This window comes from Photobacterium sp., assembly GCF_033720175.1.
GTDB lineage: Bacteria > Pseudomonadota > Gammaproteobacteria > Enterobacterales > Vibrionaceae > Photobacterium.
In genome coordinates, this window is record NZ_JAWWDA010000008.1 from 31,832 (window position 1) to 51,740 (window position 19,909).

Consider the following 19,909-nt stretch of genomic DNA (forward strand, 5'->3'; position numbering starts at 1 on the left):
AATTATGATATTAACTATCAGCTAGCTAACATTCATAGTAGCTAAACCTCGAAAGAGTTTCTGACTAAAATACGGGGGCTGTGATCAAACCCAAGCTCTTTTAAATAAGCGCTTGAGTTTATGTGCCTTTTTTCTTTTATATCAGCATATAAGGCTAGATCTGATAGCGGGTTTTGTCACCAATATCGTAATGAAGCGGCATGCGCCATTTAAAGAATGCGGCAACGGCCAATAATATGGCACCAGACATGCTGAACACCATCCCGATTTGAAACTCATTAAATATCAGGCAAAACCAAAAGCCGGCAAGGGCTACTGGCGTCATTAACAGTACCTTCAACTGAAAGCAAAAATATTCTTTAATCGCCAGTGCACTGAAGGTAAATAAAGCGGCACCGAGTGCCAAAGGTTGCCATAATCCGGTTAATAGCCAAATCACTGCGAAGAGTCCACTTCCCTGAATTAGCCAGCGAAAGCGTTTATCATAAATATGAACGGTACTGGACGCGATTAATGCGGCAATAATCAGTGCAGAGGTGGCAAACTCAGTTTCCCAAGCAACGATAGACATAGCTGCTGCCGAAAGGGTCAGCGCACAGCGATAAAGCAAAACGGTCAGTTTATCTAATCCGTCCAAATCACTTTGAATGTGAGGGTCGGCCATTGTTTACTCCAATATCGTCAAAAAACACGGTATTGTACTGTTGATAATTTCGAAAGAGAATCGGATTCATGTGACATGTGGCTGATAGTTATTGATCTAACGTCATATTAGGGTTGATTGGGGCTCCATCCATCGGCAGAATGAAAACAGAAAATCGTTTTGGCAGAGTAGTAATGAAAAAAATCGCCGTTTTAGCCGTCGTAACGGCATTAGCCGGTTGCGCATCAGATAATAAAACAACACAAATCATCAGTTCATCGTCGGAAGAGGTTTATTCTACCAAACAGATAACTGCGATGGCGCAAATGCGTGAGGCCAAGGCTGAGAAAGAGTCTATTGCCCTGAAAGAGGATGTAGCAAAAGCTCCTGTCCAAAAGGTCGTTAGGGTTGACTCATCGAAAGAGCTCCAGTTAACGAAAGTACAACCACCCGAAAAACAAGTAAAACCGACGCAAACCTCGTCGGATTATAAACATTCAATCATTGCAAGTCGTAGTTATACCATTCAAGTGCTAGCACTTAGTCATAATCAGAGTTTTACCACCTATCTGAATAAGCTGCCTTCAAATCAACCGGTATGGATGAATAAGAAAAAACTTGAAGGTCTGCCGTGGTATACCTTGTTATTCGGTCAGTATGAAACACGTTCTGAGGCAAAAAGAGCATTAGATGCCTTACCGCAAGACGTAAAAGCTTACGGTCCGTTTATTCGTAGTCTGGATGACATTAAAGCGTCTTCTACCCCAAACTTAACAAAATTAAATTAGGTAAGAACAACGAACAGAAAGAGGGCTTGTATGCGCTCTTTTTCTGATGGTGTTATTGAAGCAGGCTAACAATGATGACTGAATTTGAAAAAATGCGTTCTGGTGAACTGTTCAATGGCCGTGATCCGGAAATAAGCGCGTTACGACAGCAAGCAGAACGTATTTTACTGAAAATCCAAACTACCGGCTCTGACCAGCATCCTGGTTTGTTCAGACAACTGTTCGGCTCTTTTGGTAAGGAGTCTATTGTCCGTGTACCTTTCAGCTGTGAGTTTGGACAAACCGTGCATATTGGTGATTATACCTTCATCAATGCTGGCGTGATCATGCTCGATGGGGCAGATATTCGCATCGGTAATAATGTACTGATTGGCCCTGGTGTGCAGTTCTATACTCCGACCCACTCATTGGATCACCGCTCACGCCGAAAGTGGGAAACCTGGTGCAAGCCGATTACAGTTGAGGACGGCGTCTGGATTGGTGGCAATGTTTCGATTTGCCAGGGAGTGACCATCGGAGCCCGCTCGGTAGTAGCTGCGGGTAGTGTAGTGACTAAAGATGTTTTGCCAGACGTCATGGTTGGGGGGACACCTGCCAAAGTCATAAAAACGCTGGTGAATGGCCAATAGTTAGTCACCTTAACCGCACTAAGGCTTAGTTTTTATCTATTTAGCTATTACCGGCCATGAAAGGTGCAATAGTTCTCTATTTTTTATTATTATGGCAGTCGATATATAGCTTTGGCGTGCCTTTTTTGAACTTATCAGCTTACGTCAAAGCAGTGATAACAATGACATCGGCTGGCTCGAATAGCCGAGTATGTACTACAAAGGATGATCATGAGCTCGATCCATGTTTTATTACTGTGTGGCGGCGGCAGTGCCGAACACGAAGTTTCTCTCGTCTCGGCGAACTATATTGAAGAACAACTCAAGTGTATTAAAGGCATCTCTTATACACGCGTTGAGATGAAAGAGGAGGGTTGGTTTGATACTAACAATATGCCATGCCAGCTTAATCTGGATCGGTCTTTACAGATCGGAGATGAAAAAACATCCGTTAACTATGTGATCCCTTGTGTTCATGGTTACCCCGGTGAAACAGGGGATTTGCAATCCTTCTTAGACATGGCGGGGTTACCTTATCTGGGGTGTGGCGCAGAGGCTAGTACTAATTGCTTCAATAAAATTACCACCAAGCTGTGGTTTGATGCTCTGAATATCCCGAATACCCCCTACGTCTTTTTAAGTGAAAACGATGAAGCTGCACATCAGATAGCGGAGTCTGCGTTTGATGACTGGGGTAAGGTGTTTGTCAAAGCGGCTTGTCAGGGGTCATCGGTTGGTTGTTACAATGTCACTAAAAAAGCTCAATTAGCCGAAGCTGTTAATGAAGCCTTCACCTATTCAAATCAGGTACTGATTGAAAAAGCAATTAAACCGCGTGAACTGGAAATTGCTGCTTATCAGTATGGTGATGAAATTGTGATCACCAAACCGGGTGAAGTGTCATGCCCGAATGATAAATTCTACAGTTACGAAGAAAAATACAGCGCAGACAGCCATTCCGTTACTACGGTTGAAGCGCAAAACCTGAGTGACGAACAAATTGAGCAAATCCGTGGTTTTGCACGTAAAGCGTTCATTCAAATGAAATTAAAAGACTTGTCGCGGATTGATTTTTTCCTAAGTGAAGACGGTGAAATTTTGCTTAATGAAATCAACACATTCCCGGGGATGACGCCGATATCCATGTTCCCTAAAATGCTGGAACATCATGGTCATAGATTTTCAACTTTCATTGAAAGCGCCATTAAATCAGCAGCTATCTAACATTATTGTCAGTTAGATAGCAGTATAATTTACAGTGTTTGACTCTATCGCCAGTTAGTTTCTCTGATTTTACAGAATGATGCTTTACTGGCGTTTTTTATGATACCTGTAATACTCGTTATAGATGTTCAACAAGGAGCCCTATGCTAACGAAGAAGCAAAAAAGTGAACATTTTAAATGTTTGCAAGCTCGTAATTACCGGGCAAGTCTTCAACTAGAAGGGTTCGATATTGAGCCAACAAAGATCAAGTTTGAGAACGGGAGTCACGGTGAAAAGCCAAAGACTTTAAGTGAAGCTGAACTAATTGCCAATTTAAAGCAGCGCTATGCGAGATAAGTATGGAGTGAATCAAGACCCTGATTGCTACCCCGGCAGCTCGGTTTTGGTTAATAAATTATCGATTTTTGATGAGGATGAACTTGCCCTTGCCGAGCGAGACTTTACCAAGGTGCGAGCTGAGCACTTTGAGCCTGAGTTTGATCAATTTAATCTTCAATACCTGAAAAAAATTCACTATATCTTATTTCAAGATTTATATCGGTGGGCTGGCCAGATAAGGCGAGTCGATATCACCAAAGGCCAGACACGTTTCTGCCATGTCCATAACATCGAACGAGAAGCTGAACGCCTGTTTGCCGCGCTGGCACGAGACAACTACCTTTGCGACCTTCCTTTTGATCATTTTATTAAAAAAATAGCCCATTACTATTGTGAGCTGAATGTTATCCATCCGTTCAGAGAAGGCAACGGCCGTGTACAGCGCATATTCTTTGAAATACTGGCCATTAACGCGGGGTACGAAATCTGCTGGGAAGGGATCAATCTAAAAGAATGGGTTGATGCCAACCAGGCGGGCTATTTTGGCCATTTAGGCTTATTAGAAAAGCTTTTTGAACGTATTACTGTTCCTATCGACGTCCATCAGGGCTATCGTGAGCACTGGAATGACAGCCCAAGTTCAACATAGTAGTGAGACCCGTTGAAGCCGTATGGGGGAGACTCTACGTTTAATGTTCCCATGGTTTCTCTTTTACAAATTTCGCTATTTCCTGATCTCGTTTCTCAGTATTGCCGACATATTGCGCCGGCATTACCGGGCTTTTCCAACGTCCCTGAGTTTGTATCTCACTAATCGACAAACCAGAATCAGCCAGATCTTTAACCGCTCCGACCCTCGGTGATTGCCCTGAGAAAATAACTTTCGCAGGTAACCCCAGCTCCTCACTGGCGCGACGGAACACACGATAGATAGAAGAATGGTCTAACGGTTTATCTCCGATATTACTGTGGCGATCAATACGTCGAAACACAAAACCGGTATCAATAATACCCACGACTAACCATCGCTGTAGGGCTTTTGACGCAACGTTACTAAGAGAAATAATACGCTCGTCGATAATAATATTGATAAGGCCATTTTTTTCTACTTCGAGTTTATCAACGGTTAGATCTGCGAGTTCACTTCGTTTCAACATAGCTTCAAAAGCAACGGCCCAGATTGCGATATCACGGATGTCTTTAACCTTCGGTGAAAAGTCGAGGAGTGCGATTAACTGCTGAAGGTGGTTATCTCGGAACCCCTTGGCATGACGGTAGTCATCGTGCTTCTCTAAACGTTGCTTCCGCATGGCGAGTTTTACCTCAGTGTGCGAGCAGGGATCGGGCAGGGCATGGCAACGGTGAACCAGTCCGATCGTGACAATGTAACGCTTTAGACTCGCAAGCTTACGCGTCTTCGACATCAGTTCAATGAAATTATGCACGGTCTGAACGGTGGTGGGTAGAGCTGACGCTTTATTCGCCTGACAATAGGCTACGAAGGTGTTCCAGTCGTTTTTAAAGGCCAATAAAGTATTTTTTGCGTAGCAACGATGAGTTAGGGATTGCCAGAAATCAAGGCCATCCATGATTTCCGAAAAAGCAGACTGGCTGATTTTCCGTTGCTCATTGTTTTTAATCGCGGGAATATTTTTAGCCATTTTAGTATCACCTAATGCACTATAACTTTATTAGTATAAACCAATAACCATAAACAGCCATCAGAAAATAAGATGACAACACAAAATCGAAATTTATCTGCTTGATAGAAGGCAGAACTCTATACAGAACCAACGGTTAATGCTTCAATATTAGCAATTGATAAATGCTTCAATATATAAGAGCTTTATTATAATTATTTTTTGTATCAGCAGCTTGTCGAAGCGTATAGCGAAGGAGCATGGATGAAAAAGAGACTGTTCCATCGCAGTTATAACATTGAAAACACAACTGGTTCACCAGACGGTTGGAAAACAACTATCAACGGTAATGCCATCTCTGGTCGTTTAGCGCTATTAAAGAAAAGCGTCGATTGGTGGTGTGATATGAAAACATTCTTGCCACCGGAAAGTTTTGAACGTGAGGGGTCGAGCCAAAACCAGCAAGCAGCTTCAAACTTTGAAAACTACAAAGGCTTCAAACTCATGAATGACAGTGGCAAACCAAACGAATGGTATATTATTCTAAGAGGGCAACTGCTGAAAGGTTCCCCCGTTGCAATTAAAAGGCACCTTGATCTAGTGCTCGAAAAGCTAAGTAAGAAATGAATCAGCTAAAGCCGCATCTGTGGTGGTTTTATTCGCAGAAAAAATGCCCAAAAGGGCATTTTTTATAAGGATTAAAAAAGATGAAGAGGGGACTGATTAATCGTCTTCATCTGCCTTTTCCACATCAACTAAATAGCTACCTTCAAGCCAGTTACGACCTATTAGTAATTTATACTCTAACTTGCCGCGATCTCTCAGGTTGACCGAGACTCTCTTGTGCTCACCATTCCAGCCAAGATCCATTTTAACCGCATATCGACGTTCTACACCCTGAGCATTACGGATTTTACTGACTTTAATGATTCGTCCCTTGAATCTGGTTTTTTCACCATTTTCATTCATTGAAGTAAACTCAACGGTTTCGCCTAAGTGATCACGCATATCATCACTATCACTATCTTCGCCTGTCACTGTAATATCAATAGCATGGATAGATGTTGTGGCAGCACCAGTATCAATGCGTGCTTTGTAGTCCATACCGAGCTCGTGAACCTTGATTGTTTCAACCTGGCCAACAATGGATTTGTGATCTTGAATTTTAGTGTTTGCCGTGACAAAACTGGATGTGGCTGAAAGAAAAATCACAGCTGATAGTAGAATTTTATTCACATAGTCTCCGATAAGTTAGCTGTTAGCCTTAGTATCAATAGTAGACAATAGATTCAAGATATTGTTCACCAACAAGAACTCTGAAGATATCTTACTCAATGATCTTAGTAAGATCTAACAAATCATAAATGGCTTCTAAACACTCATCAGATTGCTCAAAACGTACGGTGTGAAACCCTAAGCTGCGTGCTGACTTAATGTTATCTTCGCTGTCGTCAATGAAGAGGGATTCATCAGCTTGTAAGTTATATCGCTCAAGTAGCAATTCGAATATTTCAGGATCTGGTTTTACTATCAGCTCTTTACCTGACACCAGGCCACCTTTACACAGTGATAGAAAGCTATGGCGCTCGTTAAGGGTTTCAAAAAATGCACTGCTCATGTTGGTCAGATAGTAAATAGAGTAGTGATGATCTAATATTTGATAGAAAAGTGTTTGTGTACAACTAATCTTAACTAGACTGTTGAGAATATGGTCAAAAAAGTCTTCCATTCTCGATTCAGAAAACCCCGTTCTGGCGGCACATTTCGGAATAACTTCAGCAATCAGCATCGTCCCTCGATCGAGAGATAACCAATCAGGATGCTGGAGAACTTGATTCAATAACAGCTGTTGCTCGTACTTTGAATCCGTGAATGTTTGAACGATTTTGCAAGGATTCCATTGAAAAAGCACAGCCCCAAAATCAAAAATGACATTACGGATCATAAGCGTTTCCGTTCAACTACCTTTTATTGATAATATTCCTTAACTGGTAATGCGCAAGGTACATGGGTAGTCTTAGTTACCAGACTCACAAATCATAGAAAATCACGAGATTGTTATATAATGAATGATAACAGCCGCTTAGTATTCTCAACAGAAACAGGCCGAATCAAAGAAGAAAAAGTCGCACCGCAACGCCAAGCTGGTGATGGCATTGTTCGCATTCAGCGCCAAACCAAAGGCCGTAAAGGCAAAGGTGTTTGTATTGTCACAGGACTGGACATGGAAGATGCCCAACTTAAACTTGTAGCTGCAGAGCTCAAGAAAGTTTGCGGTTGCGGCGGTTCCGTCAAAGATGGAACAATTGAGATCCAGGGCGATAAACGCGATATCATCAAAGCCGCGTTAGAAAAAAAAGGTCACACCGTAAAACTTGCGGGGGGATAATCACTTTAAAGCCTGAAAGTTCTTCAGGCTTTTTTCTTGGCATTAGTCTCAAACCAAATCGCAGTACAAGAATAAACACAGACTTTGTAGAACCAGGCAAACTGACCATTTGCAGCAGGACTAAAAAGAAAGTGTTTATTACCTATTTTATGGTAAATAGTAAATACTGTTAAATTCACCGTACTAGTTTGCTCAATGGTAAAATGAAGAGGACAGAGCATCAATTACAGCTGAATATTAAAGGCCGTCATGATGGGTCATCATGATGGGTCATCATTCATAACTACCTATTTAACATAAGGTACATAATGCGCACTGAGGGTGTAGCCACAAAGCTAAAGTGTCTCTTTTCTGCAAAGTGAAAATGTCCTGTTTTTCCTACGGTGATCAGTATCTATCTGGTCGATGTGAGGTTAACAAACGATGTTGGTAACTATGAATGACAAAGAGATTTTACGCCTGAATGCTATCCGAGATGTTTGTGATAAACGAATCCGACGAGCAGATTTCACTTGCCGCTGCTCGACATCAGCTCGCAGTCGTCGCTCCTTCTTCAAGCGGGCTATCGCATTGGCGTATGAGTTGCTGGTTTTTAATTAGCTTTTGGAGCTATGCCTTAGCCGCAGCCAGCAGGGCACCGCAACTGATAAACATCGAGCCAAAAACGCGGTTGAGCTTTTTTAAGATCCGTGGAGACTGGATGTATCTGGACAGCTTGGCGGCCAAGATGACGTAGATCAACATCACGCAAGTATCTACCACGATAGTTGTTGTTCCCATTTGGATAATCTGCAGGTTTTGTGAACCTGTAGGATCAAGAAACTGCGGCAGCAGAGCGGCAAAGAAAATGACTGTTTTTGGATTGGTAAGGTTCACTACAATTGCCTTCCTGAACAGCCTCCATTCAGAGGTTTCCAGTGGTGCGCCAACTGAGCTAGTGGTGGCATTTTCCTGGAACTTTTGGATCCCCAGCCAGATAAGATAAGTCACCCCCACCCACTTGATTGCCGTAAACGCGATAGCCGACTGTGAAACAAGTACGCCTACCCCCATGCCGATGAGGATGATATAGAACGCAAGGCCAATTTGCAGACCAATAATCGAAATCACTGATTTTCGAAGACCATATACCATTCCATTGTTGATTGAATTAATTGTACCTGAACCAGGTATCAGACTGTATATAACCGTCGCACTGAAATAGGCGACCCAAATTTCAATATTCACAAAAAATTCCAAAATCAGAGAAAATAATTAGAAAAAAGCAGGGGCGTACCAACCCAATCATCGTATACGTCAGAAATTTGAAACAGGAAGATCTGGCTGCAACATATCTAAGCCCTTACTAATTCACTGTCACATTTAATTATCACACAAATCACACCCAGACCTCAAGTTGAGCGATCTTGATGCATCTATTTGTGTTAATCGTTTTTCACAAACTTGGGTTGACACATCCGTTCCCGTAGCTATCAGCCGGATGATACCCGTAGGCAAGGTTTTCAGATTGATGAACACCGCTGTGTGATTGTCTCGCCCGAAGGCCGACGTTTGATGAGTACCATGCGAACTGGATTATGTGCCGGTGTGCTCTAACGTGGTCACTTATCGCAAGGCTCAAGCCAAGAAAGCTAAGCGACTTCCCTAGCCTTTGGGTATTAAAAATTTACGTGTTGCGAATCAGGTTGAGATTTGAACGCCATGCCAAAACTGCCAAGTGTAATGCATTACCTTGATTGTTTATGTATTGCTGCCAATGCGTGCCATATGATAAACACTTATGTACTGACCATTTCTGAACGCGTAGTATTGTGACTCACCTTCAACGACAAAACCAAATTTTTTGTACAATGCGATAGCTGAATGATTGTCAGTATATACGGTCAACTCAATACGTCTTACATTGAGCCATTTGTCGGTTAACTCAATTAAAGCAGATAAAAGCGCACTACCGATCCCTTTACCTTGATACTCATCCCGAACACCCATACCAAAAGAGCCGGCATGTCGACGACGAGGATTTTTACAAAGTTCAAAGCCCAAGTTGCCAACTATTTTCCCGTCCATTTCGGCGATAAAGCTATAAACATTTTCCGGTATGTTCGCTATTCGTGACTCCCATACACTACCAGATGGATATGGTAATTGAAGTGTCCCTGAATAAGCGTTCACACACTCATAAATCTCTTTAATTGCTTGAGCATCTTTAGGCTCACTATGACGAATTATTATTCTACTCACTGATAACCCTCTTATTTCGAGATGAATAACATTGTATTCAACGGTCCGATTTCGAATACCTCGACATAACAAGGTAAATAATCTGTCGAATCGATAACTTCCACTTAAGCCATGCTATGACTTTTGGCATTAATAATCAATAACCTACAAGTTATTGAAGCACAGCATGTTGAATTAAAAGTGCAACCAATCGACCGGATGTACTGGATCCGGCTATTTTACGTCCGGGGCGCTTCGATCGTCATGTGGTGCTGGAATTACCTGACCGTAATGATCGTATTGCCATTCTGAAAATAGTGAGGAGCATCCGTTTTTGGGTAAAGAAATAGCCCAGCCACGCCACTTTTCCGAAAATTCGGCCCGGTCGGTTGATAAGGCAGTAAAAGAGCTTTTAGTCCATGCCGAAAAACAGGCTATGGATTTAATTGTAAGTCACAGGAAACAGCTGGATAACCTGATTAATGAACTTGAGGAACATGAAGCAGGGAGCAGATTAAGGTTTGTCTGACCCGATGAATTATTTTGGGGCCCAGAAAACCCATTAGTGACGCCGTCACCTCTCGTGAGCTAAAACACTTTCCAAGTAACCATATAGTACTGCCCTCGCCTTCCGCAATATCCTACCACTATTTGAGACTTTTCTTCGGATAGACCCCATTTCAATGGAGTGGAGATAAATATTTGATAATTGACAATTAGTTTCATTATCACGCTATGCATTATTAACCGCATCATCTATTGCAATGTCGCCATCAGTTGAAGTAATGAAGTATTTTCGCTCCTGCCTTGATTATATACCTAAGTTTCATTCCAATTTGATACATCGATATACTCAACATGTAGAATATACCCTTGGTGTATGTTAATGTTTATTGGTGTTGCAAATAAATATAAGAGAAGTACCTCCGTACAATTTGCAGTTAGGGGATCGATATGGATATCGTTAAACATGAAACACAAAGCTTCGATGCTGATGTAATTCAGTTGTACCTAAGAGAAATTGCACATAAGCCCCTCCTTACCAAAAAAGAAGAGATCTTGTATAGCCGTAAAAGTCTTACTGGTGATATGGCGGCTAAAAAGGTCATGATTGAGAGTAACTTACGCCTTGTCGTGAGTATTGCTAAGAAATACCGCGGTAGTGGAATGCAACTTAGTGATCTGATTGATGAAGGAAACATCGGGCTGATAACAGCGGTTGATAAATATGACCCTGAGCGGGGCTTTCGTTTTTCTACCTATGCCACATGGTGGATAAAGCAGACCATTGAGCGCTCTATCCATAACCAAGCCCGTACAATCCGTTTGCCTGTGCACGTTTCTAAAGAAATCAATACTATTTTTAGAACGCATAAGCGGTTGATGAAGAATACCAGTCATGATCCTAGCCATGAAGAAGTCGCTAAAGAGCTTGAACGTAGTGTCGACGATATCACTTCAGTGCTTGCTTATGATGCGCCGGTAATTTCTATCGATCAGACGATTGGTGATGACGCTAATTCTCAGTCGATTTCAGTCTTCATTGCTGATGATTCATCAACTAGCCCTGAAACGCATGTCGATCAACTTGATGTTCGTAAGCTGGCTATGGCAATGCTAGAGAGTTTAAATCAACGAGATCGCGAAATTCTTTGCCGTCGATTTGGGTTACTGGGGTATGAAGCCCAAACACTTCAACAAGTTGCCGATGAAGTTGGCTTAACGCGTGAACGCATTCGTCAACTACAGGTTAGCTCTTTGAAGAAACTTAAGAACACCCTGCATCGCGATAATTACGATATGGCAACTCTTTTCGCCGAAACTGCGTAACACCACACCGCATGACATTGTCACTTAAATAGGAGCACTAAATAATTTGGTGCTCTTGTTCAGAACCTCCTGAAACCCTATTTTATCGTTTTCAGCCTTGCTTATAGACTTGATCAAGATCTCACTGTAGTAACAACTTTTGAAGTGCCATCCCCATTTTCCAGAGTGAGATCAGCATATTAAATATCATGATAGTTATATCCTTGCTACAGAGCATTAGCATCGTGTATCTATGTTCATCCCCTGATGGAATGAGAGAAACAAATGAAATACAAAACAATAATGCTGGGAGTTATCCTGATATTCTTACTTAACCCTGCACTACCGCTAGAAGCCAAGTCCAATAAGAAGCAGAAATGTCGCGAAACAAAAGACAAAATCATTAAGATCAACCATAAAATGCGTCAGAAATACACATCAAAACAGGGTGAAAAATATAGGAACAAGCTAGAAAAACTTTATAAGCTAGAGTTTAAATACTGTTTTTGACAGATTCTTTCAAATATTATGGCAACAATATAAATAATTGCTGATACTTATCAATATACTTAAGCCTGAATATTTGATAGGTAAAAAATTGAAGCACATCATTTCCGCCATTATTGCACTACTTATTGCCGGATGTGCGAGTTACAGCGTCACAGAATCTGAAATCCAAGATTACCTTGATAGTCGCACGAACTTTGAAAGAACAATTGGTATAAAAGGCATAGCTCATGCCAATATCATTTTTAATGATATTAAAGTTGGCATCGGGCGTATTGCCGAAGATAGAGTGAATTTAGATGCTAAAAGTCAGGCCGAACTGATGATCACAGGCCAACCGAAACAAAAGGTTGAAGTGGATATCAGTTTCAGCGCAACCCCCTACTACGACGAGGATGAAGGCGCTATTTACCTAAACGATTTAAATGTCGAATCCCTCAATGTAACACCTGACGACCTAGGCATTTTTGCCAATAAGCAATTAATATCACCCATCGTTGCTATTGTGGGGCAATTTCTATCAACAAGACCGGTATATCGGTTAAATGAAAACGACATAAAACAGTCATTGCTAAAAACAGCAAAACCTGAATTAATCATTAAAAATCATGAGATTGTTATTGGTTTATAGTAAGCCTCGGTTCATCTACCTAAACATAGTGAAGATGTCAGTCAGGCCCCTTCCGTAACAAACATTATGATTATTTATAAATTTATGGTGTATTGATACATCAATGTACTGAGAGTTTGTCTGAGAAAATCATTTAGTAAGTTATAGTGCGTTAGCACATCTACTTGGACACAGCGTGCAGAGAAACATTTCCTTCATGAACTTTTATTTTAAGACGGTAAAAGTTAAGCCGCTCCAATATCGAGCGGCTATATGGCTTTAAATCCTATATAAATAACTTATAGAAAAACAACATAATCGCTAGCAGCCAAACCGGGCATCGACCGTATTTAATTAATCCATACCCCACAGTAACTGCTGCCATATCAGCCGGCGAACCAATCGATGTTGTCATCACGGGCTTTACAAATGCACTGGCCAACAAGCCAACAACACAAGCATTTACCAGTTTGATCGCCACAGTTAAACGAGAATGACTGAAGAGCGCTTTCCAGGCAGGTAAGAATGCAAATAGTAATAAACTTCCTGGCATAAATACCGCGATAGTAGCGATAGCACTGCCCATAATTGGTGCGGTTCCTAATGCTGCTGCACCTAGATAACTGGCCATAGTAAACATAGGACCAGGAACTAGCTGAGCCGACGCGTAAGCAGCAATGAATGTGTCTGGTTCAACCATATCTTCAAGCATCGGTTGAAGTAGAGGTAATACCACATGCCCGCCCCCAAAAACAAAACTGCCCGCCTGATAAAATACGTTAAAAATGGCTGCTAACGGTGAGTCAGTGGTCAGTAACGGCATACCCAGTAAGAAAAATAGAAATATCCCCAAGATCAGAATATTAGGCCGAATAGATTCATTCTTTATCCCCCGGAGGCTATTTTTAGCCGATATAAAAGACATCATAAAACCAACCAAAGCGGCCAGAAGAATGGGGATAATCTGCCCTATTAAACCCATGCTGAAAAATGCCCATATTGCCGTTAGCAATGCCACAATAATAGTTTGTTTATCGGTGATGAGCTTCTTCGTCATACCCAACAAAGCATCGGCAACCACCACAACAGCAAGAAGTTTCGCAGCTTGAATAAATGTATTAACGTATTCGACATTATTGAACTTATGATTCGCCATCGCAAAGAATGTCAGCAAGACAAAGGATGGGAACGTAAACCCCATAAAAGCAGCGAGCGCCCCCGCATAACCGGCTTTTTTATAACCCACATACATACCCAGCTGGCTACTGGCCGGTCCAGGTAAAAACTGACATAAAGCAACCGCATGGGTGAAATCTTCTTCTTTCAGCCACTTTAACTTCTGTACAAACTCTCTATGAAAATAACCAATGTGAGCGGCTGGGCCACCAAAACTATACAAACCTAAAACAAAGAAATGCCATAAGACGTTGAACATGTTACCTCCTTTTGGTTCGTATACTAACCGTCGGTATTGGATTGATAAAATCGTTAGTTTTGATTCATACAATCAATAAAAATAATTCAAAGGAAGATCATGCAATGGATCAGAATATAATCCCGTACAGCGCTGTTTTGTACTTTTATTAGAAATAATTACCACAAATTGTTTACTCACAAAGACAATGGCAACAAGACATTGTTTTAATTGATTTTGTTAAAATATCGACAGGAGTGAGCACACACTATAATTGACTGTTTTAGAGTAAAAAACACTGTTCAACACCTACTGGAATGGATCAGCATTAGTGCCAATCTGTTTAAGTTTTATAAAGTAAGGTGTTGTTCGCCAAGATTATTTACAAATTAAATTACAACGGTAAATTGATGTAAGACCGCCCCCTTATTTATTCTGTTACAGTGTGACGAACCAAACACACTGTTTATTAAATCTTACGTATATCAGTGGTATACTTCCCAAATCAGTTCTAATGGTTCTCCACTATGCTAGAAAATCTTCAACAAATGGTTATCCTTGCAACAGTCGGTCACGAGCAAAATTTTACTCGTGCGGCAGAACGGCTTGCTATCTCTAAATCTCAGGTCAGCAAGCAAATTCGTTTTCTTGAAGAAAGACTTGGGTGTCAGTTGGTACAGCGCAGCACCCGCACAGTTGCATTAACGGATATTGGATTACAGTACTGTGAATATGGCCAGCAACTGCTAGATATCGTCAATGAAGCGGAAGCTATGGTGGCGGGCTATCGTAATGAAGTGAAAGGTGTGCTTCGTGTTGGTATTGGCCAGTCATTCGGCAATTCGAACATCACATCGGCCTTAGCCGAATTTCAAAAAGCCCATTCCGATTTAGAACTGGAAGTCAGCTTATTTGATCATCGCCCTAACCTGTTGGAAGAAGGCTTTGATTGCTGGGTTGCGATTCATGAGCATCCGCCTGAAGGCATGGTGGCGAGAAAACTATCTAATTGTAAATTTGTTGTTGTCGCTTCCCCCGATTATTTGGCTGAACATAGTGCCCCCAAAGTACCCGGTGATTTACGCCATCATAACTGCATTACTTATCAGAGCCGTGAACGTAAATACATCAACTGGGAATTTACCCGTGATGGGGTTCATCAATCCATTCGGGCTCGTGGTAATTACCGCATAGACAATGCGCCAGCTGTATTGGAAGCCGCAAAAAGAGGTTTGGGTATCGCGTATCTTGCTACTTACCTGCTCACCGATGAATTTGAAACCAACAAGCTCGTTCAGTTGCTGCCCGAATGGAAAGCTGATGTTGAGCTGCCAATTTATGCGGTATACCCTAGGCGTAAGTATTTGGCACCGAAAGTAAGATGCTTCATCGATTTTATGTCTGAACGTATGTCTCAACCGCCTTATCGAAAAATAAACCCGATAACTGACAACGACTAAAGCAATCCGTGTGGGTGGTTATACCACCCTTTCTTTGCTTCTTTTCACTAATTGCATTGTGTTTCCTGCTGAATGTTCTAAACCTAAATGAAAGGCTTATGTTCCTCAGGTTCTCAAATGACTGAATTTCGTAATGTAACTCCATCTTTAATTTTTTTCATTCTACTATTCAACCTGTTCGGTTGCAGTGGATCTTATAATGCAACCAATAAAGGTGACAGTGTCACTAATGAGCCCTCCTTTGTGACGACTCCAGCTCCAAAAATGTTATTGGTTAATCTACCTGAGAAACGTGAAGTTGTCTTTTTTGAACAAGGCAGCTACGAATTAAGCATTGATAACCAGCGAACTCTTGACCCCATTGCGATACGCTTGAAGCAGCATCCGGATAGTCAGTTAATCGTGATTGGACATAGCGATGACGAAGGTTCTGCCGAATACAATTTAACACTCTCTTTTGAGCGAGCTTTCAGCGTAGCAATATACATTTCATCGGTATTCGGTATTGATGAAGATCGGATACAACTTGTTGCTTTAGGTAACGATGAGCCACTAAGTATGGGGGATAGTGAACAGGCAAAACAGCATAATCGGCGAGTTGAAGTTATTTCTCCGAAAGCCATTGTGAGAACTCTGAGTACCATTACAGGAGGTGAACTGTATTAGAAGTCATTGTAACTGACATTATTGAACACAGTTTACCAACTAAGATCCGTTATCGAAAAACAATAAGGCGATAGTTTTATGCTATCGCCTTCGTTTATTGGTATTACTTATTGTTCTTTTTCAAAGCCGGATATGCGTACATGTTTTTGAGAATGCTGGCGACGCCGGCAGGAAGTGCAGAAAGCTTTTCTTCAAACCTTGCTTTTTCTTCTTCCGTGACAGACTCGTCTTCGATACCAGCAGCAATATAATTTGCAGGGAATAGCCGATAATTAGCCGTAATTTGGCGATCAATTTCTTCAGCCAGTTCTTCTGGTGTATCGAATGACGATGTAATGACATCGCCAAAGCTGATATGGATGTGGCGTTTCTGCCCCACAATTCCCTGAATAATACTTTCAATATCTTCAAACTCACCTTTTTCATAAGAGCCTGAAGTCTGTTTTTCATAAAGTTCATTCGCTTTCGCAACATCGCATGGATCATTCTCATAAGAGATTGCCACAGGAACGATATTTAAACTTGCCATAAATTCAGGGAAAGGCTGTTTACGCTTACGCCCCTCCATATTGAACATTTTTAAGATCGCGGGATCTGTTCTATCGTTTCCGTCTTTCGCACGGCCTTCCTTCTGTGCAATCCAGATAGAATTCCCAGTTTCCAGCGAGTGCGTTATGTAACTAGACAGCAAACCAATCGCTTTCATCATTTCGCGAGGCCCTTTGGCCGAACGTTTTACAATGAAACTTTTGTTCAAACGCATCAACTCTGTCACGCACGGTTTTTTAAGTAGGTTGTCACCTATCGCAATGCGAACAGTTTTATAGTTATCATGAAAAAGGCACCAGTTGACCATAGCGGGATCCATCGCAATATCACGGTGGTTTGAAACGAAAAGATACGCTTGATTCGGGTCCAACTTATCAAGCCCACTAAATGTGACGCCGTCACATGAGTGATCTATCGTTCCCTTCATGTATTTGGAAACCTGATATTGAACATCTTTAACGGTTTTAACGTTCGACCATTTCTTGACTAAGAAGCGCTTGATTATTGGGGTCAGTAGCCATCCGAAAATGCCGGAGAGTAAAGGAAAACGGTAATGTAAAATTGCCGTAATAAATTCTTTATCGTCAATGAGACGTGAGATAGCGCCACTCACTTCATCATCGTTATAGGGACGAATTTCTTTATATATATCGTTATCTGTTTGCACAATTATGCTTCGTCTGTAGTAAAAACGGGCTCATTTTACTTAGAAATGGGAAATTACCCAATGACATGACGCAACAAGCACGGTGGTTGGAGGTCATACCAGGTCATTAAGCGTGATTTTTAGCCACTTTAGCGCATTTTATCGATTTTTGTTAGCTATTAAGTCATCAGTTTAATGTGAAAATCATTAATTTCTCAGCCATTGGCTTGTCTGATGTTGACGCTCCGAGGAAAACATAACACTATGTGCGGGCTATTCTGCTAGAGGGTCATTATGAAACAGGCAATTGAGTTTACTAAAAACGATCAGACTTACCTTTATGTAGGGCCTCGTCGTAAAAGCAACACATCGTATATGATTGTTGTGACAAAAGGATCTGCATTAATTCGCTTAGGTAAACAAGAGTTCTTGCTCTCTCAAGGAACAGGTTTCTGGATCCCTTTCGATTGTCTGCATGCTTTGACTATACTTCCTGGCAGCCAGTTCTATAAAGTTGAGATCTCAGCCCGTGTTACGGCTTCTGAACAGACCGATGTTATGTTCAGTTCGCTGTGCAAAGAAGCCGGCTTTTTTAAAATAACAGCTTTGCTAAGTTCGGTATTAGTTGAGCTCGCCAATAGTCCAGAATCAAAACAAAACTGGAAAGATCCTTATGGACGATTGTTACGTGTTATCGGTGACCAAGCAACGCAACTTAAGGTTAGCTCAAAATTTGCTTCGCCGCATTTAGCAAAAAATTATCATGATTCGCTAGCAGCTTTATTGACGGGTAAAAAGGTTATTGACTCTGCAGCGCAGACTGAACTGGCAAAACTGCTTGATGTAACGCTTCATGAGTTCGAAACCTGCATTATGTTACGTGAAGCATTAAAGCTATCTCGCTCAGGCCGAAAATTATCTCAAATTGCAGAACAACTACATACCTCTGTTGAGACGTTAAAAGCGCTGGCCCAGCCGATTACGGGCGAATCGTTTTAACGGTAATGTCTAACCGGGCTAAAGTCTGGCTATGCGAATGGTAAAAGAGTCTGACAAGAAAAAGCGGCATGGATATGTCGCTTTCTTAGTCGCGAGAGAATGAAATTACTGGAACGGTATTTCGACTTGCAAGAATAGATCGTTCTTTTCATCTTGATGCCAGCGGTAATCAACGCGAAATCTGGGTGATAGGCGATCTTCACCACCCACACCGAAGCTCATCTGTAAACCGTGATTTCTAAGCCACTTCTGAGCATCTTGAATAGTATCGATCTCTTGCTGATCATATTTTTTCGGTATCCAAGCTCCTAATCCATAAAAAGTAGAAGCTGATTTATTAATAAGAAACGGCGAGTCACCATCTCCTGCCCAGTCTTCCCAGAATTCGCTGCCAGTTGCTTCTTTATCTTCGGTCCAATCTGAATTTAGTTCGGTTCTGAATGCTATATCATCCGCCCTTGGATGTTCTCGGTGATCATATGAATACAATGAGCAAGATTGAAGATAAATCTGCACTTCATCGTCAGGCATAGCAGACAATTGTTCAGAATCGTAGTAGTTACAGGGTAATGCAAATACTTCCCACGAAACAAAAACAACAGTTAAAACCAAGAATGTAAGTAGCTTTATCTTACAACGATTCAAATTATGCCTTATACAAAAAAGCCTTCAGCCTTCAGCCTTATCGAAAAAATATCGCTCATCGGTTAACAAAAGTCTAGCTACTTTTGGTGTTGTTAAATGTGAAATAGGACGCTTTTTGACAATATTATCTCTTATTACCGTACTTCGTATTCTTACTGTTTCAGGACATGCCAGAACTTGCCACTGTGCCAATATCTGTTCTGAATTATAAAACTTATTAAAATTTATAAAGTTGTCCGGGCCAACAACGAAGGTTAATTCAGTATCAGGCATTCGCTTCTGCAGTTCGGTTAATACCGCATACGTAGTAATTGGCTCATCAGCAACAGCCATTTCTTCTTCAAGTCTTGAAAGAAACAGGTTGGGCAAATTCAGATCTTCAATAAACGCCTCAACCAACTCACAACGCGCATCGTAATCTAGCATGACCTTCCCCCATGCATGGGCATAACTAGGAAGCAGCAATACCTGATCAAAGTGGCTGAGTCGTTCCAATACAGATTTGTGCCCCAAACTGGGTGGGTTAAATGCACTTCCGAAAACGGCAGTAGAATGCGTCATCGCTTGAATGGCCTCTTTTTATACTATTTCCAAACGAATTTCACTTTGTTTGGTAGAAATCGCTTCAATTTAAATTTTATTCGCAATTCAGCATTGATCCTGCCTTAGAGTTATCGCATGATTTTGCCAAAGGTTTAATGTAAAAATTCACTTTTTCGTATTAAACCCATTTAACTGATTAAAAATTGGGCTAAGCCCACTTAAGGATTCA

Annotated in this window: 23 protein-coding genes and 2 pseudogenes; 14 read left to right on the plus strand and 11 right to left on the minus strand. The window is 41.4% G+C overall.

The window, feature by feature from the left end; genetic code table 11:
- Nucleotides 1–154: 154 nt before the first annotated feature.
- A complete protein-coding gene (locus R3289_RS10775) occupies nt 155–664 on the minus strand; it encodes a DUF2301 domain-containing membrane protein (RefSeq protein ID WP_318925506.1) in 510 nt (169 codons plus the stop codon).
- A gap of 173 nt (nt 665–837) precedes the next feature.
- Between R3289_RS10775 and R3289_RS10780 the strand changes: the two genes are divergently transcribed.
- The 5 genes from R3289_RS10780 to R3289_RS10800 all read left to right on the plus strand — a co-directional run bounded on the left by R3289_RS10780 (nt 838) and on the right by R3289_RS10800 (nt 4,232).
- On the plus strand, nt 838–1,431 hold the full coding sequence (locus R3289_RS10780; RefSeq protein ID WP_318925507.1) for an SPOR domain-containing protein: 594 nt from the start codon (nt 838–840) through the stop codon (nt 1,429–1,431).
- 74 nt (nt 1,432–1,505) lie between these two features.
- Nucleotides 1,506–2,060, plus strand: a complete 555-nt coding sequence (locus R3289_RS10785; protein ID WP_318925674.1) for a sugar O-acetyltransferase — start codon at nt 1,506–1,508, stop codon at nt 2,058–2,060.
- A gap of 210 nt (nt 2,061–2,270) precedes the next feature.
- Nucleotides 2,271–3,263 carry a D-alanine--D-alanine ligase gene (locus tag R3289_RS10790; protein ID WP_318925508.1) on the plus strand — a complete coding sequence of 331 codons (993 nt, stop codon included), beginning with the start codon at nt 2,271–2,273 and terminating at the stop codon, nt 3,261–3,263.
- Nucleotides 3,264–3,406: 143 nt separating this feature from the next.
- Nucleotides 3,407–3,601: a YhfG family protein gene (locus tag R3289_RS10795; RefSeq protein ID WP_318925509.1), complete on the plus strand. Its 195-nt coding sequence runs from the start codon at nt 3,407–3,409 to the stop codon at nt 3,599–3,601.
- Nucleotides 3,591–4,232, plus strand: coding sequence for a putative adenosine monophosphate-protein transferase Fic (locus tag R3289_RS10800; protein WP_318925510.1), 642 nt, complete (start codon nt 3,591–3,593; stop codon nt 4,230–4,232). Before R3289_RS10795 ends, R3289_RS10800 begins: the two co-directional genes overlap by 11 nt.
- A 40-nt stretch (nt 4,233–4,272) precedes the next feature.
- On the opposite strand, the gene R3289_RS10805 is transcribed toward R3289_RS10800, so the two are convergent.
- The gene (locus R3289_RS10805) at nt 4,273–5,244 is read right to left on the minus strand and encodes a tyrosine-type recombinase/integrase (protein ID WP_318925511.1); all 972 of its coding nucleotides are present in this window, start codon (nt 5,242–5,244) and stop codon (nt 4,273–4,275) included.
- Nucleotides 5,245–5,487: 243 nt separating this feature from the next.
- Here R3289_RS10805 and R3289_RS10810 point away from each other — a divergent pair, with 243 nt between their 5' ends.
- Entirely contained in the window at nt 5,488–5,850 is a 363-nt protein-coding gene (locus R3289_RS10810; RefSeq protein ID WP_318925512.1) for a DUF3319 domain-containing protein, read from the plus strand.
- A gap of 96 nt (nt 5,851–5,946) precedes the next feature.
- Here the strand turns inward: R3289_RS10810 and R3289_RS10815 are convergent, their stop codons facing one another.
- Together R3289_RS10815 and R3289_RS10820 are read right to left on the minus strand one after the other, a co-directional pair.
- The gene (locus tag R3289_RS10815) at nt 5,947–6,459 is read right to left on the minus strand and encodes an ATP-dependent zinc protease (RefSeq protein ID WP_318925513.1); all 513 of its coding nucleotides are present in this window, start codon (nt 6,457–6,459) and stop codon (nt 5,947–5,949) included.
- 91 nt (nt 6,460–6,550) lie between these two features.
- Entirely contained in the window at nt 6,551–7,168 is a 618-nt protein-coding gene (locus tag R3289_RS10820; RefSeq protein ID WP_318925514.1) for an HAD family phosphatase, read from the minus strand.
- Nucleotides 7,169–7,288: 120 nt separating this feature from the next.
- Between R3289_RS10820 and yciH the strand changes: the two genes are divergently transcribed.
- The gene (gene yciH / locus R3289_RS10825) at nt 7,289–7,612 is read left to right on the plus strand and encodes a stress response translation initiation inhibitor YciH (protein WP_318925515.1); all 324 of its coding nucleotides are present in this window, start codon (nt 7,289–7,291) and stop codon (nt 7,610–7,612) included.
- 506 nt (nt 7,613–8,118) lie between these two features.
- Here the strand turns inward: yciH and R3289_RS10830 are convergent.
- From R3289_RS10830 to R3289_RS10840, 3 genes and pseudogenes are all read right to left on the minus strand, one after another.
- Nucleotides 8,119–8,196 (minus strand): annotated as a pseudogene (locus R3289_RS10830) (IS6 family transposase); the annotation flags it as partial.
- A gap of 25 nt (nt 8,197–8,221) precedes the next feature.
- On the minus strand, nt 8,222–8,839 hold the full coding sequence (gene rhtB / locus R3289_RS10835) for a homoserine/homoserine lactone efflux protein (protein WP_318925516.1): 618 nt from the start codon (nt 8,837–8,839) through the stop codon (nt 8,222–8,224).
- A gap of 513 nt (nt 8,840–9,352) precedes the next feature.
- Nucleotides 9,353–9,853 carry a GNAT family N-acetyltransferase gene (locus tag R3289_RS10840; RefSeq protein WP_318925517.1) on the minus strand — a complete coding sequence of 167 codons (501 nt, stop codon included), beginning with the start codon at nt 9,851–9,853 and terminating at the stop codon, nt 9,353–9,355.
- A 179-nt stretch (nt 9,854–10,032) separates the two neighbouring features.
- Here R3289_RS10840 and R3289_RS10845 point away from each other — a divergent pair.
- The 4 genes and pseudogenes from R3289_RS10845 to R3289_RS10860 all read left to right on the plus strand — a co-directional run.
- Nucleotides 10,033–10,149, plus strand: a pseudogene (locus tag R3289_RS10845) (AAA family ATPase); the annotation flags it as partial.
- Nucleotides 10,150–10,166: 17 nt separating this feature from the next.
- A complete protein-coding gene (locus R3289_RS10850) occupies nt 10,167–10,361 on the plus strand; it encodes a hypothetical protein (RefSeq protein WP_318925518.1) in 195 nt (64 codons plus the stop codon).
- A gap of 425 nt (nt 10,362–10,786) precedes the next feature.
- On the plus strand, nt 10,787–11,662 hold the full coding sequence (rpoS, locus tag R3289_RS10855; protein ID WP_318925519.1) for an RNA polymerase sigma factor RpoS: 876 nt from the start codon (nt 10,787–10,789) through the stop codon (nt 11,660–11,662).
- 577 nt (nt 11,663–12,239) lie between these two features.
- Nucleotides 12,240–12,779: a DUF1439 domain-containing protein gene (locus R3289_RS10860; RefSeq protein WP_318925520.1), complete on the plus strand. Its 540-nt coding sequence runs from the start codon at nt 12,240–12,242 to the stop codon at nt 12,777–12,779.
- A 265-nt stretch (nt 12,780–13,044) separates the two neighbouring features.
- On the opposite strand, the gene chrA is transcribed toward R3289_RS10860, so the two are convergent.
- Nucleotides 13,045–14,193: a chromate efflux transporter gene (chrA, locus tag R3289_RS10865; RefSeq protein WP_318925676.1), complete on the minus strand. Its 1,149-nt coding sequence runs from the start codon at nt 14,191–14,193 to the stop codon at nt 13,045–13,047.
- 506 nt (nt 14,194–14,699) lie between these two features.
- On the opposite strand from chrA, the gene R3289_RS10870 reads away from it, so the two are divergent.
- On the plus strand, nt 14,700–15,632 hold the full coding sequence (locus R3289_RS10870) for a LysR family transcriptional regulator (RefSeq protein WP_318925521.1): 933 nt from the start codon (nt 14,700–14,702) through the stop codon (nt 15,630–15,632).
- Between the two features lie 243 nt (nt 15,633–15,875).
- Nucleotides 15,876–16,298 (plus strand): OmpA family protein, encoded by a 423-nt coding sequence (locus R3289_RS10875; protein ID WP_318925522.1) that lies wholly within the window; start codon nt 15,876–15,878, stop codon nt 16,296–16,298.
- A 103-nt stretch (nt 16,299–16,401) separates the two neighbouring features.
- On the opposite strand, the gene R3289_RS10880 is transcribed toward R3289_RS10875, so the two are convergent.
- Nucleotides 16,402–17,514, minus strand: coding sequence for a 1-acyl-sn-glycerol-3-phosphate acyltransferase (locus tag R3289_RS10880; protein WP_318925523.1), 1,113 nt, complete (start codon nt 17,512–17,514; stop codon nt 16,402–16,404).
- Between the two features lie 273 nt (nt 17,515–17,787).
- Here R3289_RS10880 and R3289_RS10885 point away from each other — a divergent pair, with 273 nt between their 5' ends.
- On the plus strand, nt 17,788–18,492 hold the full coding sequence (locus R3289_RS10885) for a hypothetical protein (protein WP_318925524.1): 705 nt from the start codon (nt 17,788–17,790) through the stop codon (nt 18,490–18,492).
- A 105-nt stretch (nt 18,493–18,597) separates the two neighbouring features.
- On the opposite strand, the gene R3289_RS10890 is transcribed toward R3289_RS10885, so the two are convergent.
- Entirely contained in the window at nt 18,598–19,137 is a 540-nt protein-coding gene (locus R3289_RS10890) for a hypothetical protein (protein WP_318925525.1), read from the minus strand.
- 24 nt (nt 19,138–19,161) lie between these two features.
- The gene (locus R3289_RS10895; RefSeq protein ID WP_318925526.1) at nt 19,162–19,698 is read right to left on the minus strand and encodes a nicotinate-nicotinamide nucleotide adenylyltransferase; all 537 of its coding nucleotides are present in this window, start codon (nt 19,696–19,698) and stop codon (nt 19,162–19,164) included.
- Nucleotides 19,699–19,909: the final 211 nt, after the last annotated feature.